The organism is Desulfurellaceae bacterium (assembly GCA_021296095.1).
Classification (GTDB): Bacteria; Desulfobacterota; Binatia; order Bin18; family Bin18; genus JAAXHF01.
Window position 1 is genome coordinate 1 of sequence record JAGWBB010000012.1, and the last position, 26766, is coordinate 26766.

General features: G+C 61.4%; 29 protein-coding genes. 10 read left to right on the plus strand and 19 right to left on the minus strand.

The window, feature by feature from the left end:
* Positions 1–95 precede the first annotated feature (95 nt).
* Positions 96–569, minus strand: coding sequence for a DUF721 domain-containing protein (locus J4F42_04295; GenBank protein MCE2484707.1), 474 nt, complete (start codon positions 567–569; stop codon positions 96–98).
* A 149-nt stretch (positions 570–718) separates the two neighbouring features.
* Between J4F42_04295 and J4F42_04300 the strand changes: the two genes are divergently transcribed.
* From J4F42_04300 to J4F42_04315, 4 genes are all read left to right on the plus strand, one after another.
* A complete protein-coding gene (locus J4F42_04300) occupies positions 719–3550 on the plus strand; it encodes a vitamin B12-dependent ribonucleotide reductase (GenBank protein ID MCE2484708.1) in 2832 nt (943 codons plus the stop codon).
* A 182-nt stretch (positions 3551–3732) separates the two neighbouring features.
* Positions 3733–4002, plus strand: coding sequence for a YgiT-type zinc finger protein (locus J4F42_04305; GenBank protein ID MCE2484709.1), 270 nt, complete (start codon positions 3733–3735; stop codon positions 4000–4002).
* Between the two features lie 75 nt (positions 4003–4077).
* Complete coding sequence (locus tag J4F42_04310) at positions 4078–4800, plus strand: alpha/beta hydrolase (protein ID MCE2484710.1); 723 nt, start codon at positions 4078–4080, stop codon at positions 4798–4800.
* Between the two features lie 13 nt (positions 4801–4813).
* Positions 4814–5275: a nitroreductase family deazaflavin-dependent oxidoreductase gene (locus J4F42_04315; protein MCE2484711.1), complete on the plus strand. Its 462-nt coding sequence runs from the start codon at positions 4814–4816 to the stop codon at positions 5273–5275.
* A gap of 21 nt (positions 5276–5296) precedes the next feature.
* On the opposite strand, the gene hpt is transcribed toward J4F42_04315, so the two are convergent.
* On the minus strand, positions 5297–5860 hold the full coding sequence (gene hpt / locus J4F42_04320) for a hypoxanthine phosphoribosyltransferase (GenBank protein ID MCE2484712.1): 564 nt from the start codon (positions 5858–5860) through the stop codon (positions 5297–5299).
* 75 nt (positions 5861–5935) lie between these two features.
* On the opposite strand from hpt, the gene J4F42_04325 reads away from it, so the two are divergent.
* Positions 5936–7390: an FAD-binding oxidoreductase gene (locus J4F42_04325; GenBank protein MCE2484713.1), complete on the plus strand. Its 1455-nt coding sequence runs from the start codon at positions 5936–5938 to the stop codon at positions 7388–7390.
* Positions 7391–7413: 23 nt separating this feature from the next.
* On the opposite strand, the gene J4F42_04330 is transcribed toward J4F42_04325, so the two are convergent.
* Both J4F42_04330 and J4F42_04335 read right to left on the minus strand, forming a co-directional pair.
* On the minus strand, positions 7414–7629 hold the full coding sequence (locus J4F42_04330) for a hypothetical protein (protein MCE2484714.1): 216 nt from the start codon (positions 7627–7629) through the stop codon (positions 7414–7416).
* On the minus strand, positions 7607–7825 hold the full coding sequence (locus J4F42_04335; GenBank protein MCE2484715.1) for a hypothetical protein: 219 nt from the start codon (positions 7823–7825) through the stop codon (positions 7607–7609). The genes J4F42_04330 and J4F42_04335 overlap by 23 nt, the downstream gene beginning before the upstream one ends.
* A 149-nt stretch (positions 7826–7974) precedes the next feature.
* Here J4F42_04335 and J4F42_04340 point away from each other — a divergent pair, with 149 nt between their 5' ends.
* Positions 7975–8754 (plus strand): tetratricopeptide repeat protein, encoded by a 780-nt coding sequence (locus J4F42_04340; protein MCE2484716.1) that lies wholly within the window; start codon positions 7975–7977, stop codon positions 8752–8754.
* A 37-nt stretch (positions 8755–8791) separates the two neighbouring features.
* Here the strand turns inward: J4F42_04340 and J4F42_04345 are convergent, their stop codons facing one another.
* The 4 genes from J4F42_04345 to J4F42_04360 all read right to left on the minus strand — a co-directional run bounded on the left by J4F42_04345 (position 8792) and on the right by J4F42_04360 (position 12512).
* Positions 8792–9547, minus strand: a complete 756-nt coding sequence (locus J4F42_04345) for a hypothetical protein (GenBank protein MCE2484717.1) — start codon at positions 9545–9547, stop codon at positions 8792–8794.
* A gap of 158 nt (positions 9548–9705) precedes the next feature.
* Positions 9706–10932 (minus strand): glycosyltransferase, encoded by a 1227-nt coding sequence (locus J4F42_04350; protein MCE2484718.1) that lies wholly within the window; start codon positions 10930–10932, stop codon positions 9706–9708.
* 10 nt (positions 10933–10942) lie between these two features.
* Complete coding sequence (locus J4F42_04355) at positions 10943–11947, minus strand: NAD-dependent epimerase/dehydratase family protein (protein ID MCE2484719.1); 1005 nt, start codon at positions 11945–11947, stop codon at positions 10943–10945.
* 49 nt (positions 11948–11996) lie between these two features.
* On the minus strand, positions 11997–12512 hold the full coding sequence (locus tag J4F42_04360) for a hypothetical protein (GenBank protein ID MCE2484720.1): 516 nt from the start codon (positions 12510–12512) through the stop codon (positions 11997–11999).
* Between the two features lie 211 nt (positions 12513–12723).
* Between J4F42_04360 and trxA the strand changes: the two genes are divergently transcribed.
* Positions 12724–13047, plus strand: a complete 324-nt coding sequence (gene trxA / locus J4F42_04365; protein ID MCE2484721.1) for a thioredoxin — start codon at positions 12724–12726, stop codon at positions 13045–13047.
* Here trxA and rodA read toward each other — a convergent pair whose 3' ends face one another.
* Genes rodA through J4F42_04390 form a run of 5 tightly spaced genes read right to left on the minus strand, consistent with a single transcriptional unit; the run spans position 13048 to position 18388 of the window.
* Complete coding sequence (gene rodA, locus J4F42_04370) at positions 13048–14148, minus strand: rod shape-determining protein RodA (protein ID MCE2484722.1); 1101 nt, start codon at positions 14146–14148, stop codon at positions 13048–13050. It abuts the gene before it with no gap.
* Positions 14117–15940, minus strand: coding sequence for a penicillin-binding protein 2 (gene mrdA / locus J4F42_04375; protein MCE2484723.1), 1824 nt, complete (start codon positions 15938–15940; stop codon positions 14117–14119). The genes rodA and mrdA overlap by 32 nt, the downstream gene beginning before the upstream one ends.
* 48 nt (positions 15941–15988) lie before the next feature.
* The gene (gene mreD, locus J4F42_04380) at positions 15989–16444 is read right to left on the minus strand and encodes a rod shape-determining protein MreD (protein ID MCE2484724.1); all 456 of its coding nucleotides are present in this window, start codon (positions 16442–16444) and stop codon (positions 15989–15991) included.
* 34 nt (positions 16445–16478) lie between these two features.
* Complete coding sequence (mreC, locus tag J4F42_04385; GenBank protein MCE2484725.1) at positions 16479–17312, minus strand: rod shape-determining protein MreC; 834 nt, start codon at positions 17310–17312, stop codon at positions 16479–16481.
* A gap of 47 nt (positions 17313–17359) precedes the next feature.
* A complete protein-coding gene (locus tag J4F42_04390; GenBank protein MCE2484726.1) occupies positions 17360–18388 on the minus strand; it encodes a rod shape-determining protein in 1029 nt (342 codons plus the stop codon).
* Between the two features lie 223 nt (positions 18389–18611).
* Between J4F42_04390 and J4F42_04395 the strand changes: the two genes are divergently transcribed.
* The 3 genes from J4F42_04395 to J4F42_04405 are packed head-to-tail and all read left to right on the plus strand — an operon-like array spanning position 18612 to position 21030.
* Positions 18612–20531, plus strand: coding sequence for a SurA N-terminal domain-containing protein (locus J4F42_04395; GenBank protein ID MCE2484727.1), 1920 nt, complete (start codon positions 18612–18614; stop codon positions 20529–20531).
* A gap of 49 nt (positions 20532–20580) precedes the next feature.
* Positions 20581–20718: a redoxin domain-containing protein gene (locus J4F42_04400; protein MCE2484728.1), complete on the plus strand. Its 138-nt coding sequence runs from the start codon at positions 20581–20583 to the stop codon at positions 20716–20718.
* 36 nt (positions 20719–20754) lie between these two features.
* Positions 20755–21030: a redoxin domain-containing protein gene (locus J4F42_04405; protein MCE2484729.1), complete on the plus strand. Its 276-nt coding sequence runs from the start codon at positions 20755–20757 to the stop codon at positions 21028–21030.
* 255 nt (positions 21031–21285) lie between these two features.
* Here J4F42_04405 and larC read toward each other — a convergent pair whose 3' ends face one another.
* From larC to J4F42_04435, 6 genes are all read right to left on the minus strand, one after another.
* Positions 21286–22449, minus strand: coding sequence for a nickel pincer cofactor biosynthesis protein LarC (larC, locus tag J4F42_04410; GenBank protein ID MCE2484730.1), 1164 nt, complete (start codon positions 22447–22449; stop codon positions 21286–21288).
* Positions 22446–22808 (minus strand): copper-binding protein, encoded by a 363-nt coding sequence (locus J4F42_04415; protein MCE2484731.1) that lies wholly within the window; start codon positions 22806–22808, stop codon positions 22446–22448. Before J4F42_04415 ends, larC begins: the two co-directional genes overlap by 4 nt.
* 71 nt (positions 22809–22879) lie before the next feature.
* Entirely contained in the window at positions 22880–23194 is a 315-nt protein-coding gene (locus J4F42_04420; protein ID MCE2484732.1) for an NIPSNAP family protein, read from the minus strand.
* Between the two features lie 146 nt (positions 23195–23340).
* Positions 23341–24201: an LLM class F420-dependent oxidoreductase gene (locus J4F42_04425; GenBank protein MCE2484733.1), complete on the minus strand. Its 861-nt coding sequence runs from the start codon at positions 24199–24201 to the stop codon at positions 23341–23343.
* Between the two features lie 39 nt (positions 24202–24240).
* On the minus strand, positions 24241–25008 hold the full coding sequence (locus J4F42_04430; GenBank protein MCE2484734.1) for a hypothetical protein: 768 nt from the start codon (positions 25006–25008) through the stop codon (positions 24241–24243).
* Between the two features lie 3 nt (positions 25009–25011).
* Positions 25012–26718, minus strand: a complete 1707-nt coding sequence (locus J4F42_04435; GenBank protein MCE2484735.1) for a multicopper oxidase domain-containing protein — start codon at positions 26716–26718, stop codon at positions 25012–25014.
* Positions 26719–26766 lie beyond the last annotated feature (48 nt).

Genomic DNA, 26766 nt, shown 5'->3' on the forward strand with positions numbered 1-26766 from the left:
CTTGACGGGCTTCTCTCCCCGCGAATGCCATCATTACTTCCAGCATTGTGGCTACAGATAATGGTGAACCGCTCTAGGAGCGCATCGGCAGCGCGTCAGCCTTTCTGGCTCAGACGCTGACGGCGCTTGGCCAACACGGCGGCAAACGCGGCTTCAAGCTCGGGCTTGCCCAGATCGGGGACACGCAGTTCGGAAAAAGGCGGCGGCGCCAGACCGGCCGGCTCTTTGGCCGGTCTGGCCATGTCCTGGGGACGGCCCACAACGAAAAAAAGCGTTTTGACCGGCGGGGCGTCATGTTCGGCCAGCGCTTGGTTCAGGCTGCGCACGAGACGCCCTTTGAGGAACTGTAACTCCTGGATGACAGCCGGGTGGGAGACGGTCACAAACAGCTTGCCGTGCTGGAGCTTGCTCGGCCACGCTCGGGCGGCCACGGCCCGACCAACCACCTCTTCCCAGAGTTCCCACACCCGGTAGTCCCTCACCCGGCTGGCAATCGGCAGGTCTGGCAACAGGCGCTTCAGCACGTCGGCGGCCGAGTTCCAGCCCGGAGGCGGTGGGGTATTTTTCATACGCGGTTTCAACATACGCCGGAAACACAAAAAAAAGAAGTAGATTCAACCACATACTACAATTAGCGTTTTTTTTCCTTGACAACACCATATGTTGTGTATAATGATGCCCCCTCTACACTACGGAAGGCACACAGGAGGAGGTGGTTATGGCGGAGATGGGACGGAAGACGTGGACGGGAGAGGATGCCTCAGTCGAGCAGGAGACACACCCGGTGATCGCCGACAGCCCCGGCGGCACGACACCCGCAGCAGACGGAGTTCGCCTCACCCGGCATTTTACTCGCGCCGGAGAGCAGCCCTTTTCTCAGATCGAGTGGGAGCAGCGCAGCGCGCTGATTTCAGGAGAAAACGGGGAGGTCGTGTTTGAGCAGCACGGGGTTGAAATTCCCAAAGCCTGGTCTCAGCTGGCGACCAACGTGGTTGTCTCAAAATACTTCCGGGGTCCGCTGGGCACTCCCCAACGGGAACACAGTGTCCGCCAACTGATTGGCCGGGTCGTCGATACCATCACGGCGTGGGGCAAGAAAGACGGCTATTTTGCCGACGACGACAGCGCCCAGATTTTCAGCGACGAACTGACCCATCTGTTGGTCAAGCAGAAGCTGGCCTTTAACAGCCCGGTGTGGTTCAACGTCGGGGTCGAACCCCACCCGCAGTGCAGCGCGTGTTTTATTCTGTCGGTGGACGACAAGATGGAGTCGATCCTCGACTGGTATCGCAAAGAGGGCGTGATTTTTAAGGGCGGCTCGGGTTCGGGGGTCAACCTGTCTCGCCTGCGTTCGTCCAAAGAGCGCCTGTCAAGCGGTGGGGCTGCCTCCGGGCCGGTGTCGTTCATGCGGGCGGCCGACGCCTCGGCGGGGGTTATCAAGTCGGGCGGCAAGACGCGCCGGGCGGCCAAGATGGTTGTCCTGAACGTAGATCACCCCGACATTGTCGAATTCATCCAGTGCAAGGCCGAAGAGGAGCGCAAAGCCTGGACCCTGATTGAGGCCGGCTACGACGGCTCGATTGACGGTGCGGCCTACAGTTCGGTCTTTTTTCAGAACGCCAACAACTCGGTTCGGGTCACCGACGCCTTTATGCACGCGGTGGTCAACCGCCAGCCGTGGTCGACCCGGCTGGTCACCAGCGGACAAGACCACGAGAGTTTTGCGGCCGAGGATCTGCTGCGCCAGATCGCCCAGGCGACCTGGGAGTGCGGCGATCCGGGCATGCAGTTCGATACGACGATCAACGCCTGGCACACCTGCCCCAACAGCGGACGGATTAACGCCAGCAACCCGTGCTCGGAGTACATGCACCTGGACGACAGCGCCTGCAACCTGGCCTCGCTCAACCTGATGAAGTTCCTCAAGGACGACGGCGGATTTGACACCGCAGCCTTTAAGCATGCGGTCGATATCAGCATCACCGCCCAAGACATCATCGTTGACAACTCCAGCTATCCCACACCCGAGATTACCGATAACGCCAGCGCCTTTCGCGAGCTGGGTCTGGGCTATGCCAACCTGGGCGCGGTTCTGATGTCCCTGGGTCTGCCCTACGATTCCGAGGCCGGCCGGCAGTACGCGGGCGCGATTACGGCCCTGATGACCGGCCAGGCCTACAGCCAATCGGCCCGCATCGCCCAGCAGCTCGGTCCGTTTGGCGGCTATGCGAGCAACCGTGAGCCCATGCTGGCGGTGATCGACAAACATCGCGCGGCCGCCCATCAGCTTGACCCGTCCCTGGTGCCGCTGGAGCTGTTGTCCGAGGCGCGCCGAGCCTGGGACGAAGCCCTGGCGCTGGGCCGCGAGGCCGGCTACCGCAACTCGCAAGCCACCGTGTTGGCCCCCACGGGGACCATCGCCTTCATGATGGACTGCGATACGACCGGGGTTGAGCCGGACATCGCCCTGATCAAATACAAACGTCTGGTCGGCGGCGGGATGCTGAAACTGGTCAATACCACGGTGCCCCACGCCCTCAAGCGGCTCGGCTACACCAGCCGCGAGGTCCAGGCCATTGTGGAATACATCGACGAGCAGGAAACAATCGAGGGCGCTCCGGGCCTGAAAGATACACACCTGGCGGTATTTGACTGCGCCTTCAAACCGGCCCGGGGCAGCCGGGCGATCCACCATACCGGACATCTACGGATGATGGGCGCGGTCCAGCCTTTTCTGTCGGGCGCCATCTCCAAAACGGTCAATCTGTCCAACGATGCCGCGGTCGAGGATATTGTCGACGCGTATATGGAAGCCTGGCGCCTGGGTCTCAAGGCCGTCGCTATCTATCGTGACGGGTGTAAACGGGTCCAGCCGCTGGAGACGCAAAAGCAAGCCCCGGCCGCAGACACACCGGCGCCCGTCGAGCGTAAACCGGAACGGCGCCGTCTGCCCATGGATCGCAACGCCATCTGTCATAAATTTGAGGTGGCCGGACACGAGGGCTATATTCACGTCGGCTTTTATGAAGACGGGACACCTGGAGAAATCTTCATCCGCATGGCCAAGGAGGGCAGCACCATCTCGGGCCTGATGGACTCGATTGCGACCCTGACCTCTCTAGCCCTGCAGTACGGTGTCCCGCTCGAAGCCCTGGTCAACAAGTTCGGCCATGTCCGCTTTGAGCCGTCCGGGTTTACCAAAAACGCGGATATTCCCTACGCCAAATCGCTAACCGACTATATCTTCCGTTTTCTGGGTACCCGTTTCCTGTCAACCGAGTTGAAAGAGGAAATCGGTCTGATCGAAACGCCGGATGCCCTACCGCCAGCCGATCAGGCCACGGTCACCACTGTCGAGCCGGTGGTGGAGGTCCGAATTCCGGCGGCGGAGGCCAGCCGGCCAGCCCCGGTCTCAGACGACCGGCCACAGGCCACCACCTGGCAGTCGCAGGCCGACGCGCCGAGCTGTGCCGACTGCGGCTCGATCATGATCCGCAACGGGTCGTGTTATAAGTGCCTCAACTGTGGAGCGACGAGCGGCTGCTCGTAAGACACAACGGTCACACGTGTTGGGACGGGGAAGGACGTGAGGAGAGGATACCGGAGGGAGGCCTTCCCTTGGGAGGAGAGGCCGGGCAACCGGGCGGGGCGCCCGTGTGGCGCCCCGCGGAAAAACAGGAGGACGAGACTCCGGGCTGTGGTGTGAGAGAGACGTGTCGCGAGGAAGGGAATATGGTCAAGCTTCTGAGCTGTACCCACGGCTGTCCGGGCCAGCCACGGCCGGCCCGGGTGACCCGGAGTTTTCGCCACCAGCCCAGTCATACGGAGGTTGTTGTCCACGGCATTCCGGTAAATGTCTGCGTGGCGTGCGGACAGTCCTTTGTCGAGGAAGAGACGGCCGAGCAGCTCCAAGCCCTGCTCCAATCCTTGCCGTCCCTGTGGAAGGCCAAAACGCATGTGGAGTTCGGAGCCTGTTCCGAGGACAAGCCTGCCAGACTCTGAGAGTTGTGCTACAACAGTCTGAAACACGGCTCTCGCCTGTAGACAGGGGCGAGAATCAAAGAGGGAGGACTGTGTATGCCGATATTCGAACGCGGTGATATCACCCTGTATTATGAAGAGCACGGCACGGGGTTTCCGATTTTGCTCATCGCCCCGGGCGGGATGCGTTCTGCGGTGTCCTTTTGGGATCAGGCGGCCTGGAACCCCATTCCGCAGCTCGCCGCCCACTATCGCGTCATTGCCATGGATCAGCGCAACGCCGGGCAGTCCAGCGCCCCGATCAGAGCAACGGACAGCTGGCATGTCTATACCGAGGATCAGCTGGCCCTGCTCAACCACCTCGGCGTTGATCGCTTTCATGTCGCCGGCATGTGCATAGGCGGCCCGTACTGTATGGGCTTGATCCAGACCGCCCCGCAGCGGGTGACCTCGGCGGTCTTGTTTCAGACGATCGGTCTGTCGGACAACCGCCAGGCCTTTTACGACATGTTCGACGGCTGGGCTGACACCCTCAAGCCGGACCGCCCCGAAGTGAGCGCCGAGGCTTGGGAGTCATTCAAAACGTCAATGTACGGCGGAGACTTTCTGTTTAATGTGTCACAAGAGTTTGTCGCCCAGTGCCAGACGCCGCTTCTGGTCCTACTCGGCAACGATGTGTACCATCCATCCGAAACCTCACGCGATGTCGCGCGGCTGGCCCCAAACGCCACGCTGATTGAACGCTGGAAAGAGCCCCAGGATCAGCCGGCGGCCAAACAGGCGGTCGGGGACTTTTTGGCCCAGCATACCCCACGCTAGACAGGAGGACACGATGAGCGAGGCCACAGCACCCCAGCTACCGCAGTGGATCACCGACCACCTGCAACGCTATCTGGACACCAACGGCGCCGACGGACATATGTGGGACTCGGGGCCGGTCGGCGGGCCGGGCCTCCTGCCGACTCTGCTGTTGACAACGAACGGACGACGCTCGGGCAAGCCCATCACCATGCCCCTGATTTATGGCGAGGCGGACGGCAGCTATATCATTGTCGCCTCAAAGGGCGGCGCGCCACAACATCCCGGCTGGTATCTGAACCTGGCCGCCACCCCCCAGGTCGAGGTGCAGGTCCGCGACAAGCGTTTTCGAGCCACCGCCCGCACCGCCAGCGGACAAGAGCGGACCAGTCTGTGGCAAAAAATGCGCGGGATCTATCCGCCCTACGATGAGTACCAAGCCAAAACCGAACGGGAGATCCCGGTGGTTGTGCTTGAGCCGCAGGGCGAGGTCTAGGACGAGGGCGACAGGCTCGGGTCAGCGAGCCTGCGCCTTCTCCTCCTTGAGCACGTATAAGCCGCCCAGCTGGCGATAGCGTTCCGCCCAGTCAGTACCATAGCCGACCAGAAAGCCCTGGGGGCGCACAAACCCGACCTGATCGACACTGACCTCATACTGGGTCCGGCCCTCTTTTTTGACCAAGACGCAGACCGTGAGCGAACGCGGCCCGACCTGCCCCAGTCGGCCTATCACAGTATCAAGCGTCAGACCCGTATCGAGAACGGTATCAACCAGAATGACATCCTGGTCGCGGAACTCCTGACCGGGACCGTGCAACAGCCGCACACGGCCTGTCGAGTTGGTCGCCCGTCCATAACTGGCGGCCTGGACAAAAGAGACCTGAACCGGGATATCCATTGCCCGGACGAGGTCGGCCACAAAAATAAACGCCCCCTTGAGAATGCCGACCACCAGCGGCTCGCGGCCAGCAAAGGTCCGAGACAGCTGTCGTGCCATGGCCCGCACCCGGCTCGCAATTTGGGCCGGCGTGTAGACTAAGGACAGCTCTGGGGGAACGGCGGCGGTTCTGGTCTGCGTCATCGGAGTGCTCCCAAGACAACGAATATATTCATCGGCCCGGCCATGCTATCCTACACGCCAGGAAAGTGTAGCCCTATGCATCCGGCTGTCTCCTCTCTGCGGGCCGCCCTGGGCCCAGACGCGGTGCTGACTACTCCCGTAGTCCGGACCGCTTTGAGCCGCGACGCGTTGCGCCCACACCGGGGTTTTCACGCCATGACCGACTTTGAGCAGCCACCTGTAGCGGTCGTCCAACCCGGCTCGACCCAGCAGGTGGTGGAGCTCGTCGCCATTGCGCGCCGCCACGCGCTGCCGCTGGTTCCGCGTGGCGGCGGCAGCGGCCTGATGGGGGGAGCCCTGTCCGTCCGACCGGGCATCGTCGTTGACCTGCGACGCCTGGACCGCATCCTGGCCCTCGACCGCCAGGCGCTGACCGTGCGCGTCCAGAGCGGCGTGCGCCTGCGGATGCTGGAGGCATACCTGGACCAACACGACCTGCTGCTCGGCCACGATCCGTGGTCTATTGGCGTGGCCACCGTTGGCGGGGCGCTCAGCACCAACGGACTGGGCTATCTCGGCGGACGCTACGGCTCGATGGGGGATCAGGTGCTCGGGCTTGAGGCCGTGCTTGGCACCGGAACCGTTATCAGTACGCCCGCTCTGCGCAAACGCTCGACCGGTCCGGATCTGACCCGGCTCTTTATTGGCGCGGAAGGCACGCTGGGCATTGTGACCGAGGTCACGTTGCGCATCTTTCCCCGACCCCAGACCCGGACTCTGCTCGGTTTTACCTTTGCGGACTTTCCGAGCGGTTTTCGCGCCCTGCTCGAGATGCAGGGCTATGGCCTCCAGCCAAGCTCTATGGATTTGTCGGTCGATAGCTGGCCGCCTGAACTTCAGGAACGCCAGACAGCCCAGGAACCCGACACCGCTCCAGCCTCAACGACTTCCCCCACGGCCTATCTGGTACTTGTTTTTGACGGCCGAGAGGCAGAGGTCGCCGCCCAGCAAGACCTGGCCCGGGCGATTGCCCTCCGCCACGCTGGCATACCGGAAGACAAGGCCGCCGACCTCGACGCCTATTGGTCTACGCGTCATAGCGCGGCCGACCGCTGGGCCGCAGAGCCCACTCAGCGTGACGGCGCGTTGCTCGACACCCCGGCCGGCAAAGCCCAGCTGGACTATCTCCACCTCAGCATCCCGGTCACCAAACTGCTCGACTTTCGCCTCCGGGTTGCCGACCGCTTGCAGAACAGCCCGGTCCAGCTGTGCCAGGAAGCGGTCTGGATCTGGCCCGAATGCTATTCCCTGGTGTTGTACTGTTCACCCGTTCGCGATCCAGCGGCAGCCCAGACCATGCGCCAGACAACCGACACCATTCTGCGGCTGGCCCAGGACATCGGCGGCTCAATCGAGTATGTCCATGGCGTAGGCGTACGTCTCAGCCATCTGATCCAGCGTGAACTGGGTAGCGGCCTGGCGGTCCTGCGCAGCCTGAAAGCCAGCCTCGATCCGGCCGGCATCATGAATCCCGACAAACTTGGGCTGTGATGCCCGCCCGCGCCCAACCCGTTTCAGTTGCTCCGGGTCAGAGCCATCTGCTCCGGATACATATACGAGATGGCATAGATCACATGTGGGCCGGAGGATTTCTGCATCTTGATCTGTTTGGGCCGGACGTGCGGTGTGATGTGCAAAATAAAACCGTTGCGGGCGGTGAGCAGTCGGGACGGTTGTGGCAGCTGGGGCGGCTTGTCTCGCATGTCTTTAATGCCCCACCTCTTTCTCAAAGGGTTCCTCTGCTTCCTCAGCCTGATCCAGCAAATAGCTCAGCTCACGAAAGGCTTCGTTCACATGGTGCGCAACGGCCAGCAGCGAACCGTAGGCGTCTTCGTCCGGGTCATACTGTTTGAGATGGTCATTGATCATACGCAGGAGGTCGCGCATCTGCTCTTCCGCACTCCAAAGATGCTCACACGAAGCCATGACGTCCTCCTTTCAGGGCTCTGTAGCGCGGGCATTCTAGCTGACAAGCGTGATCCCGCCTAGAGCCTGTCAGAGACATGAGCCACATTGCAGACTGCGGCAAAGCTGGATATGCATGGAGAAACAGAATAGCGAAACTGGAGGACACCGTGCGAAAATGGTATTGGCGGCTGAGCGGGCTGGGTCTTGGTCTGGGACTCTCGGTGCTGGCGCAGGCCGAGGGACCGGATCGGATGACTCGAGGTCTGGGCTATGAAGAAAGCATGAGCTGGAGTGAGGCGGTCTCTGAGTATACCACGCTGCTCACGGAAGAGCCCGAGCACGTCGAGGCGCGCTACCGTCTGGGCGTCGTGTATGAGAAGCTGGGCGCTATTGACACGTCCCTGAACTGGCACCGGGAGGTCTTGAAACGCGTGCCCGACCATGCCGGAGCACGAACCGCTCTGGCCGGCTACTATGTGAAGCGCGGGGCCGAGCTGCGCCGCAATAATAAACCGGCTGAGGCCGCCCGGGCGTTTCAGCAGGCCCTGCAATACAACCAGGACTCGGCCTCGGTCCATTTTGAACTGGGTCAGGAGCTGGCCAAAATGGGCCAGCAGGATGAGGCCATCGGGGCCTACAGAACGGCCATTCGGCTTGAGCCGGGCATGAGCGCGGCCCACAACCAGCTGGCCAAGGTGTACACCGAGAAGGGCCTGTATCAAGAGGCCAGACAAGAGTATGAAGAAGTCGTCCGCCTGAATCCGGACGATCCGGAAGCCCATCATGGCCTGGGGGTGGTGTATAGCGAGCTCGGCCAACACGACGAGGCGATCACCACCCTGGAGAAATCGTGGAAAGGCTATTTGAAGCTCGGACGTCGCGATCTGGCCCGGCCGGCGTTTGATCTGCAGAAAAAGCTGATGGCCGAAAAATTGGCCGGACAATAAACGCGGCCGAGACAGCCACGATTCTGCACGAACGGCACTACGCCTCCAGAACGGGCAACAGCACCCGGCACAGCCGGGTAATCGTCTGGGCAGCGGTGGTTCGAATCCGGCCCAGGGAGAACAGGACGGGCAGCGAACCGGGCTGGGTCAGCATCAGCGAGGCTGCCTTGAGAGGCCGAATATCGCCCTCAGGCGTGGTCAGTCCTTTGAGAGCGGGCAAGGACATACCGAGCGGGTCGAGAATAACCCGCAGGGGCAGGAAGGGAAGCCCCCGAGCCCGGGCAAACGCGGCATGGACGCCGCTTTCCATCTCTACCGCAATCGCCTGGGTGAGTCGGCCGTGGTAGGCTTTCTCCTGGCTGCTGAGCAACACCCGCGGACTGCTGAACAGCGGTCCGTCCGCCACACCGATTCCGGCCCGTTCTGCGCCGGTACGCGCCTGTTTCAAAAAACCGGGGTGGGTCGGAAAACGCTCGAGCTGCGTCGGTGAGTCGGCCGCATATACCCGCACATCGGGCGCCAGCACGAGCTGACCTGACATCAGATTTGCCCGCAGGGCGCCGGCGCAGCCGACGGACACCACGGCCGACAGAGGCGTGTCCTGGAACCGCTCAAGCGCAGACTGTGTTCGGCGCGGGCCGATCCCGCCGGTCATAACCACGACTTCTCGCCGCCCCGCCATTCCCCGCCATACCCGTTTGTCTTCGCGCCTGGGCTGGCGCAGAGCGGCACGCACCGCAGCGCTCTCCCAGGACAGAGCGGTAAAAACGGCCAGGGGAGGAGCAGCGTCCATCAACAGAGTCTCGGAGATACGCGTACGCTCAATACGACGCCGCTAGAGCACTTCACGATTCCGTATAGCCAGCCGGTTCTTGTCGTCATTCCGGCGAAAGCCGGAATCCAGGCGCTCGGCGACGAGAGTGGCAAGGCTACAGCTTAACGTGAACCGCTCTAGGTATCCCGCCAGCCGATCCGTCTGCCGGTCCAATAGCGCAGGGCTGAATCGACCGTCATCGCCCCGTATAAGCTTCCCGCCAGCGGCAGCGTCCACACCCAGCGGCGGGGCAGCTCAAAGAAACGCACGGCCGGCCAGTAGACGATGGCGCTCAGGACCAGGGCTGCGCCGCCCTCCAGGCTGAGCAAGAGCGCTATCGCGCCTGCTCCCCCTAGGGCCATGGCCAACCCGGCCACGCACCACACCGGGGGCAGCACGAAGAGCAGCCCTAAGCCGACCAGGGTGCCCAGGAGCCGCAGGGCCGAGTGATTCAGCTCGGTAAAAGCGGTCCGGCGTACCATCGTCCAGATCGGACTTAGCGCATCGTACACGCGCACGCTGCTGACCTCGGTCCGACTCAGGCTCAAGCGCACCGCCGGGGACACGCTCTTAACCCGCCAAGCCAGATTCAGGTCGTCGATCATGTCACCCTTGATACTGGCGAAACCACCGATTTTTTCCAAGCCCACAGCCGTCAGCAAGACACACCCGCCTGCCGCAGCCGCAACCCGGCGGCGGGGATTATTCACCCAGCGCATGGGATACAACAGGCTGAAGAAAAAGACAAAGGGCGGAATCAGCAGGCGTTCGGCGCCGGACACACACCGCAAACGGGCCATACGGCTGTTGAGGACCAGCTGTTTCCGCTCGCTCTCTGCGACCAGCCGCCAGACAGAACGCGGCGCGTGCCGGATATCGGCATCGGTCAACAACACATACTGGGGACGCGGCAGGCAGTCTCGCTGCCGGGGATGGACGATTCCGGGACTGGCGAGACCACAGGCGGCCGCAGCCTGCTCAAGCGCCCAGACTTTGCCGACCCAGCTGGGCGGGAGCGGAGCGCCGGACAGGACGATCAGCCGGTGAGAGGCGCTCAGCCGCTGACCGGTCTGACGGGCGATCTGGCCGCTGGCGTCGTGCGAGCGATCATCAACGAGCACGACCGTCAGCTGACCGGGGTAGTTCTGTTGCAGCAGGGCAGGCAGGGTGTGGGGTAAGACCTCGGCTTCATTCCGAGCCGGCACCAGCACACAGACGGACGGCCAACGGCCCGCCGGCCCGGCCTCAAAATCGGTCGGCTCATCCTCGCCGACCGGCCGAAAATCCCAGGCCCGGGCGGGATGGAAGAGAATGCCGAGCCACACCAGCACCGACGCAGCACCCAGCACAAGGAGCATATCCAAAGCGTGACCTCTAGGTCCGAACCTCTTTTTGGATATACCCGAACTGTCGAAACCAGGACACCGCTTTGCGCAGCGCCTCACGGACCGGAGTTTGTGGTAGACCCAGCTCCCGGACAGCCTTGGTGACATCAAAAAACATCTTTTTCTTACTCAATTTTACCCCGACCGGCGGAATCGAGGGCTCGCGGCCGGGAATAAGACGCGCCAGCACCGCATCGCCGTAGGCTGCTCCGAGGGCCAAGGCATACGGGACCTTGAATCTGGGCACGGTTTGACCGGTCAGCTCGGACAGCAGCCCAAAGAGCTGCTGGAGCGTCAGATTCTCGTGGCCCAGAATATATTTTTCGCCAATCTGGCCTTTCTGAGCCGCCAACAGATGGCCCTGGGCAACGTCTTCGACATCGACGAGGTTGAGACCGGTATCGACATAGCCCGGCATGCGACCGTTCACAAAATCGACAATCATTTGTCCGGTCGGGGTGGGTTTGAGGTCGCCAATACCGACCGGTGTACTCGGGTTGACGACCACCACCGGAAGTCCCCGACGGACGTAGGTGAGTGCGACTTGCTCGGCCAGAAATTTGCTACGCTTATAGTGGCCAAGCATATCGGTCACAGACACCGGCGTATCCTCCCGGCCCAGGCGGCCATCTCCGGCACAGCCCAGGGTCGCCACCGAACTGGTATAAACGACCTTCTCCACGCCAAGGGCCTCGGCCGCTCGCAGAACGTTTTCGGTTCCGGTCACATTGCTCTCATACATGTCTCGGCGACGGCGTACCCACAGCTTATAGAGCGCCGCCACATGGTATACCTGGGCGCAGCCGGCCAGCGCCCGCCGGACCGACTCGAAGTCACGCAGGTCACCGACAACGATCTCAAGCGGCAAATCGGCCAGCAGACGGCGGTCAGCCTGAGGCCGGACCAGCGCCCGGACCTCGTGTCCAGCCTGGACCAGGGCGCGGGCGACAATGCCGCCCACAAAGCCGGTCGCGCCGGTCACCAATACCTGCATAGCCCCCTCCCCTAGAGGGCTTCGAGCGGGGAGTCAAGAGGCATGGGATTTACCGGGCGAGTGCGGCGATACACTGCTCCCGGATCTTCCAGATATCCTCGAAGCCGAAGCGCCGTGCCGAGGCGTCGGCCGCTCTCCAAACCCGCAAGAACTGCTGATGCCAGGAAAGCTTGAAGCGGCCGATCTGTTCGGGAAGGATGACCACTTCTGTGACAAAGTCCGGTGCGGACCGGGCAGATGGCAGTCCGGCACGGGTGACGTCGAGGCGGTGGCGGGCGTAGCGCAGATAACAGTGGGCTTCGGGGATACTGTCCAGACCATAGCGGTCCAACACCGGTCCGACACCGGGGGTATTGACCTCGGTCATGTGGTAGATGCCGAGGGTCAGAGTAAGCGCGAGCCCTTGCTCTCGGGCGAGCTGAGCCAACAGGGCATGCTTGGTACTGCACGTGCCCCGTCCCTCGTCCAGCACCAGACGATAGTTGGCCCGATCAGAATTCCGGCGGTACGGGAGGTGATGCACATAGCGGCCGGCATCACGGTAGGTAAAGATGTCTTGTGCCACAAACCTCCGAGACATATCTCCGGCATGTTGAAGTGAAACACGAGGTAAGACCTGCCACAACTGCATAGTCCCTGCTCTCCCGTCCATGAGCGATCAGGTAGGGCGTTTTCCTGCTTCTGTCTCAGCCCCCAACTTTCTCAGTCTCTGGGCTAGGTTCAGCATATATTTTTTGGTATTGGAAAGCGACGACTCAACCCGAAGGAGGAAGCCCATGGCTGATGTGACGAACGTGTCCGACGAGAATTTTGATGCCGAAGTTTTGCAATCCGAGCTGCCGGTTCTGCTCGATCTGTGGGCCCCCTGGTGCGGGCCGTGCAAAGCCATTGCGCCGACCGTCGAAGCTCTGGCCGGTGAGTACGACGGGCAGCTCAAAGTCGTCAAGCTGAATGTGGACGACAACCCAAAAACCCCGGCCAACTATAATGTCCGGGGCATTCCCAATCTGATCCTGTTCAAAGGCGGGGAGGTCCAGGAACAGATTGTCGGAGCCGTCCCTCGGGCCAAACTCGAAGCGGCGATCAAAAACCTCATCTGATCAAAAGATCGCTCGCCTGGTACTCACATTGAGTGCCAGGCCCATCACAAGCATGACCGTCAACAGCGATGACCCGCCATAGCTGACCAGGGGCAGCGGAATGCCGACCACCGGCAGAACCCCGATATTCATACCAATATTGAACAAGGTCGGCCAAAACACGAGCGCCGCCGCTCCAACCGCGAGCAAAGCGCCGAACCGCTCTCGGGCCCGCCAGGCGATAACCAGCAGCCGTGTCAATATCAGCCCGTACAGGACTAACAGGCCGGCTGCTCCGACAAAGCCCCACTCCTCGGCAAACACGGCGAACACAAAATCGGTATGGGTCTCGGGCAGAAAGTCGAGCCGACTCTGGGTACTCTGCAAAAAGCCTTTGCCCCACAACATGCCCGAGCCGACCGAAATCTTGGACTGCACCACATGGTAGCCCGTCCCCAGCGGATCACGGCCCGGATCGAGAAACGACAGAACCCGCTCTTTCTGATATGGCTCCATCACGAAGAACCACAGGAGCGACAGGATACCGCCCGAGATCACGCCCAGGAGCGCGAACGAGCCCCAGCGCAGGCCGGCGGCAAAAGTCAGGCAGACAAACAGCAACCCGAACGATACGGCCGTGCCGAGGTTGGGCTGAAGTAGGACCAGCGCGGCCGGGATAAGAACCAGAACAGTGGGGTAGACCAGATCCAGCAGACCGTAGCCGTCCTGTGGCGTATAGCGGTGGAAAAACCGGGCGAGGACCAGCAACAGGCTAATCTTGGCGAACTCGGACGGCTGAAGAGAGAGCGGCCCAAACACGATCCAGCGCCGCGCCCCACCCCCGACAGAACCGATCAAGGGAACGAGCAGCAGCAGGAGGAAGGTGCACAGGTACAGGGGGTAGGCCCAGTTCTCGAAGCGGTGATAGTCAATCCCGAAGGCCAGCGCCATGCCAAGGCTGCCTATCCCGATCCAGATCAATTGACGGACGAGGGTGGGGTTGAGCCGTGGCCCGCCGGTATAGGTAGCACTGTAGACAGCCATCACGCCAACACCGAGCAGCGTCAGCGTCAACAGGAACAGCGGCCACTCAAAATGGGTGATCAGCCGCCGGTCGAACACCTGCCTCCTCCTTCCGCTGTCGGACCAAGGAGAAATAGGCCGCGAGGACTTTCTGCACCACGGGTGCGGCAACCCTCCCTCCTCCGTGGGCGGCGTGTTCGAGCAGGCAGGCTACTGCTATTTTGGGCACGTCAGCAGGCGCGAAGGCAACAAACCAGGCGTGGTCCCGAAGGTGGCGGGCGACCTGCTGACTACTCCCGCCACGCCCGCTGATGACCTGGGCTGTCCCCGTTTTTCCGGCCACACGGACATCCGCGACCTGAGCCCGCCTGCCGGTTCCATGGACTTCGTGGACAACCTCAATCATCCCTTCGGTGATTACCCGTAAATACTCGACGTCTATGCCGGTCCGACTCACCACCTCCGGCGTCTGAGTCTTGACCACCGCTCCATCTGTCGCAATGACCTGTTTCACGACGCGGGGACGGTAGACGGTTCCCCCGTTGGCCACGGCTGCGGCAACCGCAGCCATCTGTAACGGCGTTGCGGTGACATACCCCTGTCCGATAACGGCTGAAACGGTCTCGCCCCGATACCACGGTTCACCAATCTGTCTTTGCTTCCAGCCTTGATCCGGAATAATCCCCCCGGCTTCATAGGGAAGGCCGATCCCGAGCGGCTCATCCAGACCAAACAGGCGCGCGTAAGTGGCGATCGCCTGAATGCCGAGACGGCGGCTGAGCTTATAGAAATAGACATCGCACGACTCGGCCAGCGCTCGACGGAGATCCACACTGCCGTGTCCGCGTTCTCGCCAGCAACGGACCCGCCGCCTCCCCATCTGCATATAGCCTGGGCAGTAGGCACGCGTGTCGGGGGTAACGACGCCCTCGGCGAGTGCGGCAAGCGCACTAATGATCTTGAAAGTGGACGCCGGTGGATACTGGCCTTGAATCGCCCGGTTTGTCATGGGGTGGAGCGGATCGTCGCGTAAGGCGCGCCACGCTTTGGCGCTAATCCCAAGAGAAAAAACATGGGGATCGAACGTCGGGGCACTCGCCAGGGCGAGCACCTCACCGTTCGACACGTCTAAAACGACCACCGCGCCGGGTCTGCCTCCCAAGGCGTCTTCAGCTTGTTTTTGCAGGTCAATGTCGATGGTGAGGACGAGGCTGTGCCCAGACTGGCTGGGCAGCTCTTCAATAATAGCTAAATGTTTACCGCTGGCATCGACCTCAATCTGCCGTCCGCCGTTCCGTCCCCGCAAGGCATCGTCCCATATCTTTTCTATTCCGAATTTCCCGACGATATCGCCATGACGATAACCAGCCGACTGATCTAACTCACGCTGACTGACCTCACCGACATAGCCCAAGAGATGGGCGGCCAGATTATCCATGTGATAGGCGCGCTTGGAACGCGCCTCAATACTGACCCCGGGGAAATCGTGGTGGGAGAATTCGACCGCTAAAACAGTCGACCAATCAACGTCCCGCGCCACGACAATCCCCGCATCGACAGGACGACGCGGGTCGGGTAAAAACGGGCCCTCGGTCGGCACGACCTGAATGTTGGGCAGATGGCGGGCCAGTTCTGACACGGTCTGGTCCAGGTCGGGTATATATTCGGGTCTGAATACGACATTGAAAGAGGGCAGGTTATCGACCAGCGTCCGCCCCATGCGGTCATACAGCTTGCCCCGAGGCGCAGGGACACGCTGGAAGCGCAGGCGGTTACGCTCAGACCGCTCCCGGAAGCTCGGCCCCTCCTCAAGCTGGAGAAACCACAGACGAGAGATCAGCAGCACCAGCACGCCGCACATGACGATGCCCAGCGTGCCTAAGCGAGACATCGGTGTGTTTGGCGTACCAAGCAGGAGGGGGGGCCGGGACATCGCACCTTACCTGTCGGGTACCTGGCTGTGGTGCAACAGGGTAAAAACAAGCGGGGTCAGCAGCATGGCCAGTGCCATATCCCACATCACCGAACCGAGCACCAGCCTCGGTGTTTCGGAGGCGACCTGTCCCAGCCGGCTGAGGCCAAACAGTGTGAGGGTTTTCAAACCAACCGCCACGGCAACCAAGCCCAACACAGACACGGGATTATTCAGCCACAGACGCCGAGAGAGGAGGGCAACAGCCGCAAACACCACGCTCAGGGCGCAGGCGTGGTCTCCCCCCAGCGTGCCCGAACCGCAGTCGAACAGATAGCCTAGGAAGAAGACGACGGCCGCGCCGCTAACCGAAGGATAGGAAATGCCAATATAGACGCACAGAATTAAGAGCAGATCAGGAGCGAGCAGCAGGCGAGAGAAAACACTGGTCTGCAATACCACAACGCCCAAGCCAGTCAGCACCAAGATCCCAAGAGGACGGGCGGGAAGCCGAGCTTCACTGCTGGGCGTACTGGGGACCGCCGGTGGTGACCAGAACCTCTTCCAGCTTGGCGAATTCAACATTCAGCCGGACCTCCACATCTTCAAACATCTCTCCACCCATCGTCCCAATCCGGAAGACACTGCCAAGGGGATGGCCTTTGGGAAATATGCCCTCCTGACCAGAGGCCAGCAACACATCACCGACTCTTACATCGGCTCCCTTCGGCACATATTTGAGTCTTGCCCGCCCATTCCCAGTCCCGGCGACGATACCTCGCTCGCGTGTCCGCTGCACGAAGGCGTCAATCCCGCTGCTCGGATCAGAGGCCAGCATAACCCGTGCGGTATGGGCAGTGGTAAAGACGATACGCCCCACTATCCCTGCGGGCATCAGCACCGCCGAGCCCTTGCCCATACCATTTTGGGTGCCTTTATCAAGGACAAGACGGTCGGCCCACAGCCCAGGGCTCCGGCCAACGATCCGCGCCGCAACCGTTGGAGCCTCGATTTGAGCCTGGAGGTCGAGCAGACGCTGAAGACGCTGGTTGGCCAAGCCCATTTCGACCAGCTGCTGAACCCGCTTTTCGAGCTCCCCCACCTGTTGCCGGAGCGTATCGTTCTCTCGACGGACAGAGCGGAGATCGAAATACTGATCCCAGACCTGCTCAACACCCTGGCCGACCACTGTCGCGCCAAGCTGGAGCGGGAGCATTGCCTCGAGTAAGAGCGCACCGGCCGGATCTGGCCGAGACGGAGCCCGAGCATTCAGTACAGCTAACCCTGTAGAGATGACTAAAAAGAATCCACACGACAGAACGACCTTGTGCTGACGGAGCCAAGCATACATAGCGAGTCCCTCAGTAGACCGGGTTCTGTGTCTAGCTCTGGCATTGATTAGATAGCAACCTCGCGTAGCAGAGATAATTCATCCAGAGCCTTCCCCGCCCCCTTCACCACCGCAGTTAACGGATCATCAGCCAGCGCAACGGGCAAACCGGTTTCCTCGCGCAGCAGGATGTCGAGGTTCCGCAGCAAAGCCCCTCCGCCAGCCAAGATAATCCCTTTCTCCACAATATCCGAGGCCAACTCGGGCGGAGTTCGCTCGAGTGCCACTCGGACGGCTTCGACAATTTGGTTGATCGGATCCAACAGACAGTCCCGAATCTCCTCGTCAGACAACTCAACCGATTTGGGGATACCGGCCACCATATCCCGGCCCTTGATCTCCATGGTCTGGATCTCGTCGCTCGGATAGGCCGAACCGATCGTAATCTTGATCAGCTCCGAGGTCCGTTCACCAATCAGGACATTATACTTGCGCTTGATGTACTGGCTGATCGCCTCATCCATTTTGTCGCCGCCAACCCGTACCGATCTCGAGAAGACCACCCCCGCCAGGGCAATGACCGCCACCTCGGTGGTTCCCCCCCCAATATCCACAATCATATTCCCAACCGGCTCCGACACCGGCAAGCCCGCCCCGATTGCCGCGGCCATGGGCTCTTCCATCAGATAGACCTCACGCGCCCCAGCCGATTCGGCCGACTCCTTGACCGCCCGTTTCTCGACCTCGGTGATACCGTTGGGCACACAGATGACAATGCGGGGCCGCACCCAGGGTCGATTATGGACCTTCTGAATAAAATAGCGAAGCATGGCCTCGGTCGTCTCAAAATCGGCGATTACACCGTCCTTAAGCGGTCGGATGGCAACGATGTGGCCCGGGGTACGGCCCAACATTTTTTTGGCCTCAAGGCCAACGGCGAGAACTCGACGAGAGCCACGGGAGTCTTTTTGCACAGCAACGACCGAAGACTCATTACACACGATCCCCTGTCCCCTGACGTAGATCAGAGTATTTGCCGTTCCCAGGTCAATCGCCAAGTCGTCGGACAGCCACCCCCATAAGGAATTAAGAACCATGTTTTATTTCCTTAAACAGTGAACTTCCGTGCAGCAGGGAGTCCACACACGGAGTACTATCAAAATTGCTTGGCGAGAGCAAGTCCGCCTCACATAAGGCTTTTTTCTACAAGAAGTCTTTTCAGAGCCCGGCTCGTCAGACCGATACGCTTGGCTGCGCATAGACAAATCATAACGCCGTATTATATGTAAAATATCCAGGACACAAAGGAGACAAACGGGAATGCTGGATTTCATGCGACGACGGACCCGTTCGATCGGGGTTAAAATCCTGTTTGGGATCATTGCCCTCGTTTTCATCTTTTGGGGAGTCGGAGGCCAGAATGAGGGGCAGGCCATTGACGCGGTCGCCACGGTCGATGATCGCCCGATATCGGCCCGAGACTTTCAGCGCGCCTACGAAAATGTCCAAGCCGCCTACCGCAATATCTATAAGGAGAACTGGAACCCGGAGTTGATCCAGACCCTGAACCTCAAAGACCAGACCCTCGAGCAGTTGATTGACATGCGACTCATGGCGGCCGAGGCGCGGCGGGTCGGGATGACGGTCAGCGACGACGAGGTCCGCGCCTCGATTACCGAGCTGCCGGCCTTTCAGGCTTACGGCTCGTTCAGCCCTGAGCGCTACCGACGGGTGTTGCGCTCGTTCCGCATGACCCCCCGTGAGTTCGAAGACGACCAGCGGACCCAGCTGTTGACCGCAAAATTCCGAGACTTTATTCTCGGCACGGTCGAGGTCTCGGACAGCGAACTGCGGGACGTCTTCGCCTCGCGCCAGGACACGGTCAACCTGCGCTTCGTCAAAATCGCCTCGGCCACGCTGCTTGACGAGGTGGCGGTCGAGGCGGATGCCCTCCAGACGTATTACGAAACGCATAGAGAGTCTTTTCGCCAACCGGAGCGGGTGCGCTTTTCGTATATCGCGTACCCAGCCGAGCACTTTACGCCGGACGACACGGCGTCGGACCAAGATATCGAAGCCGTGTATCAGCGGGACAAGGATACCCGCTTCACCACACCGGAACGGATCAGGGCACGGCATATCTTGTTACGTCTTGATCCGAACGCGAGCGAAGCGGACAAGGACGTGGTCCGGATAGCGGCCGCCGCGCTGCTGGAGCAGATTCGCGATGGCGCGGACTTCGCCGCCCTGGCTCAGGAACACTCCGAGGATACGGCCACCGGCGCCAAGGGCGGCGACCTGGGCTTCTTCAGCCGCGGCGCGATGGTCAAACCGTTCGAGGACGCGGCGTTTGAACTCTCAGTTGGTGAGCTCAGCGAGCCGGTCGAAACCTCGTTTGGCCTCCACCTGATCCGGTTGGAGGACAAGCAGCCCGCCCAGCCGCGCCCGCTCAACGAAGTACGCGAGGAGATTGAGGACGAGCTCACCGGGCAGCGCGCTCAAGAGCGGGCCCGGCAAGCCGCCCAGGAAGATCACCAAGAGTTTGGGACGCGCGTCACGCTACCCGAGCTGGCCGAATCCCGTGGGCTGGAAGTGACCGGAAGCCCGTTGGTCAGCCGGGACGAGACGCTGCCCGACCTGGGCCGGCAACCCCAACTCCTGCAAGCCGCTTTCAGCACCGATCTCGACCAGCTCAGCGCGCCCGTCGAGATCGGCGAAACGAGCTATCTCGTCCTGCCCCACGAGCGGCGGCCGTCACAAATTCCAGACTTTAGCGAGGTGCGAGACGAGGTCGAGGGCCGCTACAAGGCCGAACAGGCCGAGGCTCTTGCCAGACACAAGGCCGAGGACTGGGTAGCACGTGCCACCCAGGACAAGTCCCTGGACCCGCTGGCAGAAGAAGAAGCCCTGGAAATAGAGGAGACCGGAGAATTTACCCGTCAGGGGACGTATATTCCCAAGATCGGCAGCCTCCCTGCCCTGAAAAAGGCGGCCTTTCGGCTGACCGAGGAAAAGCCGATCGTGCCCGACGTTTATGTGTGGGGCGGCAACGCGTTTGTGGCACAGCTCGTCGAACACCGCCCTGCCAGCGCGGCGGAGTTCGAGCAAGAAAAAGACAGCCTGCGTCAAGAACTCACCGACCGTAAGCGGGTCGAGGCGGGTCAGGCTTTTCTGCGCCATCTCAAAAAACACGCCACCATCGAGATGAACCAGGCGGCCCTGCTCCGCCTCTCCTCATAGGCAAAACTCCGAGTGATTTTCCGTTCCGCTCTCCCAAAGGAGGTCTTACATGCCCCTGTTACAGCCCGGCGACAGCGCCCCAGGTTTTAGCGTCCCGACCCACCGCGGCGAGGAACTCAGCTTGGCCAGCCTGCGCGGCAAAAAGGTGTTGTTGTGGTTCTACCCCAAGGCCGACACACCCGGTTGAACCATCGAGGGTCGCGGGTTCCGCGACCAGTACGCGATGTTTCAGGAGCAAAATGTCGAGGTCCTGGGGGTGAGCTTTGACAGCGTGGCCGACAACGCCGCCTTCGCCCAGAAGTTCGACTTTCCGTTCCTGCTGTTATGCGATACCGAACGCGAACTTGGGCTGGCCTACGGCGCGTGTGAGAACGCCACGGCCGGCTATGCCAAACGGATCAGCTATCTGATTGACGAGACGGGACAGGTTGAGCGCGTCTACGCCAGCGTGCAGGCTGGCTCGCACCCGGCCGAAGTCCTGGCCGATCTGATTTCATAACAGCCTGGTGGGGCGTAGGGCGGTGTTGGCTACCTCGACAAGGCTGGGCGACTATCCCCGAATCCTGTATATCGGGTTTCTCTACGGAGTTCCTGCGGGGCTCCGACCTCACTTGTTTGAGCCGATTTCACCAGCGAGGAAACGACGGCGTTCTTGATCGAAACTTTGAACAGTCTCGTTGAGATCTTGCGCTGGCAGTCCCGAGCCTCGGGGGACGAGGTAAGGGAGCAAGAACTCTGAACAGATGATTCCTCCCTACCCCTCCCGCGCCGCCTGCAAGGCCGCTTCATACACCACTTTGAGCGGCACGTTGCGTTCACGAGCGCAGCGTTTACAGTCTTCGTATTCAGGAGCGACGTGGATACGCCCATCCGGTTGATGGGCCAGCTTGATACCGACTTTGCCGTAGGGCGTCTCAAGCGCCCGGTGTTCACGCCGCAGGGCCATGCGCTCGACCGGATAGACACGAATGCCCAGGGTCGAGGTCTCGGCAAACAGCAGGCCGCTCAGGCGTTCCCGATCCGTCGCTTCACACAGCACCCACACCAGAACCCCGGGACGATTCTTCTTCATGTGAATCGGACATAAAAAGACGTCACGCGCTCCGGCCTCGAGCACACGCTCCATGACATGCTCATAGAACTCGGGGTTGAGATCGTCGATATTCGTTTCCAAGACCAGGAGCTGGTCGGTCCGGGGCGGCTCCTGGCTGTGGCCGAGGATCACCCGCAGCAGATTTGGACGATCATTCAGCTCCCGCTCCCCCGCCCCATAGCCGACGGCCTCAACCCGCACGGCGGGCACGCTCCCGGGCTGAGCGACCGCGGCCAGGATTGCCGCCCCGGTCGGCGTCACCAGCTCGCTCTGGCCGTCAGCCAAACACACCGGGAAGCCCTTAAGGAGTTCGAGCGTGGCCGGTCCGGGTACGGGCAGGATGCCGTGCCGCGACGACACCACCCCGCTGCCCAGTGGCAGGGGCGAGACGTACACCCGCTCGACGCCCAGCGTGTGCAAACAGAAGGCGGTGCCGACAATATCGACAATGGAGTCAACCGCCCCAACCTCATGAAAATGGACGTCTTCGGGTGGAACGCCGTGGATGTGGCCCTCGGCCTGGGCCAAGACCTGAAAAATACGCACTGTCGTCTCTTTGACCTGGGGGATCAACGCGCTCGCCCGGAGCATGTCGGCAATAGATCGCGCGCTGCATTCGACCTGCGGTTCATGGACCTCAACCTCGAATTTCGTTGCCTGAATACCGCTGCGTTGGCGGATGGTCTGCCGGAGCCGATAGCCGCTCAGCTCGAGCCCGTTCAGCTCGTGGCGGAGGGCGTCGAGCGACACGCCGAGCTGTAGAAAGGCGCCGAGCGTCATATCACCGCTGATCCCGGAGAAGGCGTCAAAATAGGCAATTTTCATGGTATTGGTTCGTGGCCGGCATCCCGCCGTGCATCGCCAGCCGTCTCGGACCGAGCGGGACGCCTCCCCGGTTCGGCCGGGGATACATTTTGCACCGCCACCAGGTAGAGGGTCTGCGAGGTGCGCTCCAGCGTAAAGCGGACGCGCTGGCCGGGCACACAGGCGTCGGCCAGGGCCGGAGCTCGGAGGGCGAAGCTGCTCGTTTTTGCCGGGAAAAAATCGGGGATTGCTTCATGCGCAATGACCACCCGCTGATCGTGACGGACAACCTGTTTCACCTCTCCATAGCCGATAAACACGTCGGGCGGAGGCGGGGGCTGGCAGGCCAAGCCGACAAGCAGGGACAAAAGCGAAGCCAAACGCCGGATGCTCCGCAGACCCGAGGCGCTCCGGCGCTCTCCTAGTACAGGGCGGAATCCCATCTTCAGGATTATTGCAGAGCCGAAAACTCGGTCGGAGATAAGATCTTATTGGTCTGGCTGAGAATAACACCCCGCAGGCGTTTACCGACCTCGGCCCGCCGCGGGTCGCGCGCCCATTTGGCCCACTTCTCCTGGCGTTCGTTCAGATCCTGATAGGCCCACAGGTGGCACACCTCGTTGAGTTGGCCGACCTCGGTATACCAGAATCCGACCGGCTTGAGTCCGTGCTCAGCAACGCCGGGCAGAATCATGGTCTTGGCCACTTCCAGATATTCCGGCAGCCCGCCAAAGGCGAGCTGATAGGTCCGCAGTTCATAGATCATGTTGATTCCTCCTTCTCCGCCTCGGAATCCCCGCTCACGAGTCGGCGCGATTATCGGCTGAAAGAAAGGTGCTTGTCAAATACAGGCCGCACAGCAAAAAGGGCAGCCCGCGGGCTGCCCCGTACGACATCCGAACTCGGGCTTGGCTAGGCCAGGGCCTCCTTGGCCAGAGCGTCCAGCTCGGCCAGGGCGGCGGCTTCCCCATTATCACACTCCTGCATCCAGATGGTGACATGATCAACGCCCGCGTCCTGGAGTTCGGCCAGTTCCTGGCGGGTACGGTATTTGCCGGGAAAACCAAAAGCCAGGACCTGGATCGACTTGGGATCGCGGCCCGCCTGCTCGGCCATCTCATTCAAGCGTTGCCGACCGGCCTTGATGTCTTCGAGCGGAGACAGGACCGGCATCCAGCCGTCGCCCCACTCGACCACCCGCTTGAACACATACTTCGACGATCCGCCCATATACACCGGCGGGTGCGGTTTCCGAACCGGCTTGGGGAAAGACCGCACGGCCGGAAAGTCATAGAACTTGCCGTGATACTCGGCTTCGTTCTGGGTCCACAGCTCTTTCATGGCCAGCACCCCGTCCTTGGTCTGGCCCCAGCGATGCTCAAAATCCCCGCCCATGATTTCGGTTTCTTCCCTGAGCCAGCCGGCGCCAATCCCCAGAATAAAACGGCCGCCCGACAGTTTATCCAGGGTCGCCACTTCTTTGGCCAGCATCAACGGGTTGCGCTCCGGAATGAGGCAAATGCCGGTTCCCAACTCGATCGTGCTGGTCACGGCCGAGGCTCTGGCCAGGGCCACAAAGGGGTCCAGAATCCGGCCGTACTCGTCCGGAATAATCCCGTCATCGGCACCCGGATAGGGCGAGGTGGTCTGGATCGGAATAATCGGATGCTCGGGCACCCAGTACGAGTCAAAGCCCAGCTCCTCAGTCCGCTTGGCCACAATCGCCGGATCAACAGAACGGTCGATGGCAAACTCAAAGATTCCTATCTTCATAACGGCCTCCTTTACATGTTCGGGTTGCTGGTGCCGCTGTCATAGCAGACCCAGTCCTCTGCCGGCTAGAGCCAGACCACACAGCCCGCCAAGAAGCGTCAGCCCAGCTCCTGCCCACCCCCACTCAAACGGATAGGGATCGTCCAGGCGGGACCCGCTAATCCCCGCAATGCTCGGCAAATCGCCGTCCCCTCCACCAACTTTCAACTGGGCTTTCATCCCTTTTTCCATGTGGTGGGGCACGTCACAGTGGACCAGATACGTCTTGCTCCCCGGCGGGACAATAAAGCTGGCGGTTTTCTGACCTTTTGCCGCCACCTCCAGGGTAAACATCCCCTGGTCATACAGATAGCGGGGCAGGCCGTGCACCATCCACTGGTGGCGAACCTCATCGGTATTGATCAGGCTGACGGTCAGTCGGGTGCACGGCTCGACCGTCCACTCCCGCTGGTCATAGGCGAACATCGTACCCCTAAAATCCCGGGCAAATTCCCTGCCGGCGCTGACGCGAATGTGGTGTTCACCCGCGATACGGGGACAGCCCCGGGGCAGCTCGTCGGTATTCTCGTTCATGACCATGCCGGAGGCGTCCAGGTGCATAGCGTGGTGGGTATGCATCTGGTGCCCCGAGTGAGACGGCGCATCCATCCCGGAGCCGGCGTGAGGCTGGTGGTCGGCATGGGAGGCCGTATCCATCTGGTGGTCGGCGTGGGACTGAGGCGCCTGGGCGGGCGAGGTGGTTTCTTGACTCACCGCCAGTGCCGGAAACATGCACACCACAAGCACGGTCAGGAAAAAGATCCCCATCGACTAGCCTCTCCGTGGACGCCGAAAGACAGCGCGCGCCCCGGCCGCCACACCGCCGAGCAGGAGTCCACCCACCAGCCCGAGCAGCGCCGCGTAGACCCAGCCCAGACGCTGGCTGCCGGCCTGGCCGAGCAAACCCGCGTCGTCGAGAGCGCCCCAAATCGGGATGTTCTTCTGGTAGTAGGCCGGGCTGAAGAACGGTGTCCAGTCCATGCCCTGCGTTTTTGGCCAGCCGGATTCGGTCAGGAAGGATTCGTACACAATCGCGCTGATATTGCCGCCCGGATTAATGCCGTTGGTGGTCACGCCCTTCTCCTTGTGGTCGTGCAATAACCACACACCCGGCCCGTAGTTGTGGAGCCCGTCATTGACCGTCCGCAGGTGGAGGTCGAGCCGTTGGGCGGGTCCCAGCCAGACAACATCGCGGGTAATCTGGGCGGCCGGATTATGCTCGACGCCGTCGTAATGGGTAATCCGCACCTTGTGGCCGTGGGTATGCAGCGCGATCCCCTCGGCTCCCCCGTTCAGCACACGCAGCTTCACGTCCTGGTCGGGCCTGACGACGACCAGCGACTCTCGTATGGTGTACGGAAACGAACGGCCGTTGAGAACAAAATAATCAGGCGTCTGATCGGTAATATCGTAACGGCGGTTGGTCGCCTCGGCCACTAACCGAGGATCGTTGGCCGTTTGAATCAGCTCGTGCAGGCTACGGTCCAGATCCTGATAGTGCAGGTCGTACTCGCGGTCATAGGTCTGGCGAACAGCACGCGACGAAAAGCGCACCTGCCCGGCGCCCGGGTTGAGCGTCTGCACCCAGTTGTCAGGCTGGTTTTCCTCAACCACAAACATACCCTGCAGGCCCATCAAAATATGGACGTTGGGTTGCACGTGACAGTGATAGAACATGGTCCCGGTCTGGCGCGGAGTCAGATCATAGGTCCGGCTCTGGCCCGGCAGCACCGGCAGCTCACTGGCGATGGGCACGCCGTCGTTCCCCTCTCCAGCGCTGTCCACAAACGGGTGGTCAACCCCGTGGAGATGAATCGTATGGGGCAGATAGTGGGTGTTTTCCAGGGTCAGCCGCAGTCGGTCGCCCTGTTCCACCCGGATGACCGGGGCCGGGGCGCGCAGGCTGGGATGGGCCACATCGGTGTCAAAGTTTTCGGTCGCCATGCCGCGTGTCTTGGGGGCGAAGACCCATAGTCCGGGCTGCACCCCGGGAGCGATGGCATAGCGCGGAAAGGGCCCTGGCACATCCGGCGAACGGCCGTTGAGTTCGGCCACCTCAAGCCGGACGTGAATCACATCCGGGTCTCCGTCTCCGTCCCGGTCCTCGTCTTTGACCACCGTCGTCGGAGTCAGCCGGGTCTGCATCAGGACGGCCATCGGCACATTATTAGTTCCTCTGACAAAGGCGGCCACCTCGGCCGGATTGTCCGGCTCACACACCAGCGACTCCTCAACCGTCACGCCGGCCACGACTTGTTGTGGACGCCAGTCCGGGCGGGGGGTGGGGCAGAAGGGCTCGACCGGGCCGAGAGCTACGTCTGTGGTGTCCGGCGGCCGCCGATAGGAGGATTCTCCGAAAGAAGCATACAGCCAGTCTTGAACAGTCTGGGGTAACCAGGAACGCGGCAGCACAAAAATCACGCTGCCGAGAAAGACCAGTATCAGCACGGATACCGTCAGGAGGCGAAGCCGAGACATAGCAACTCATATGTACGGGGAGATGACGACGGAGGAAAGGGGGGCAGC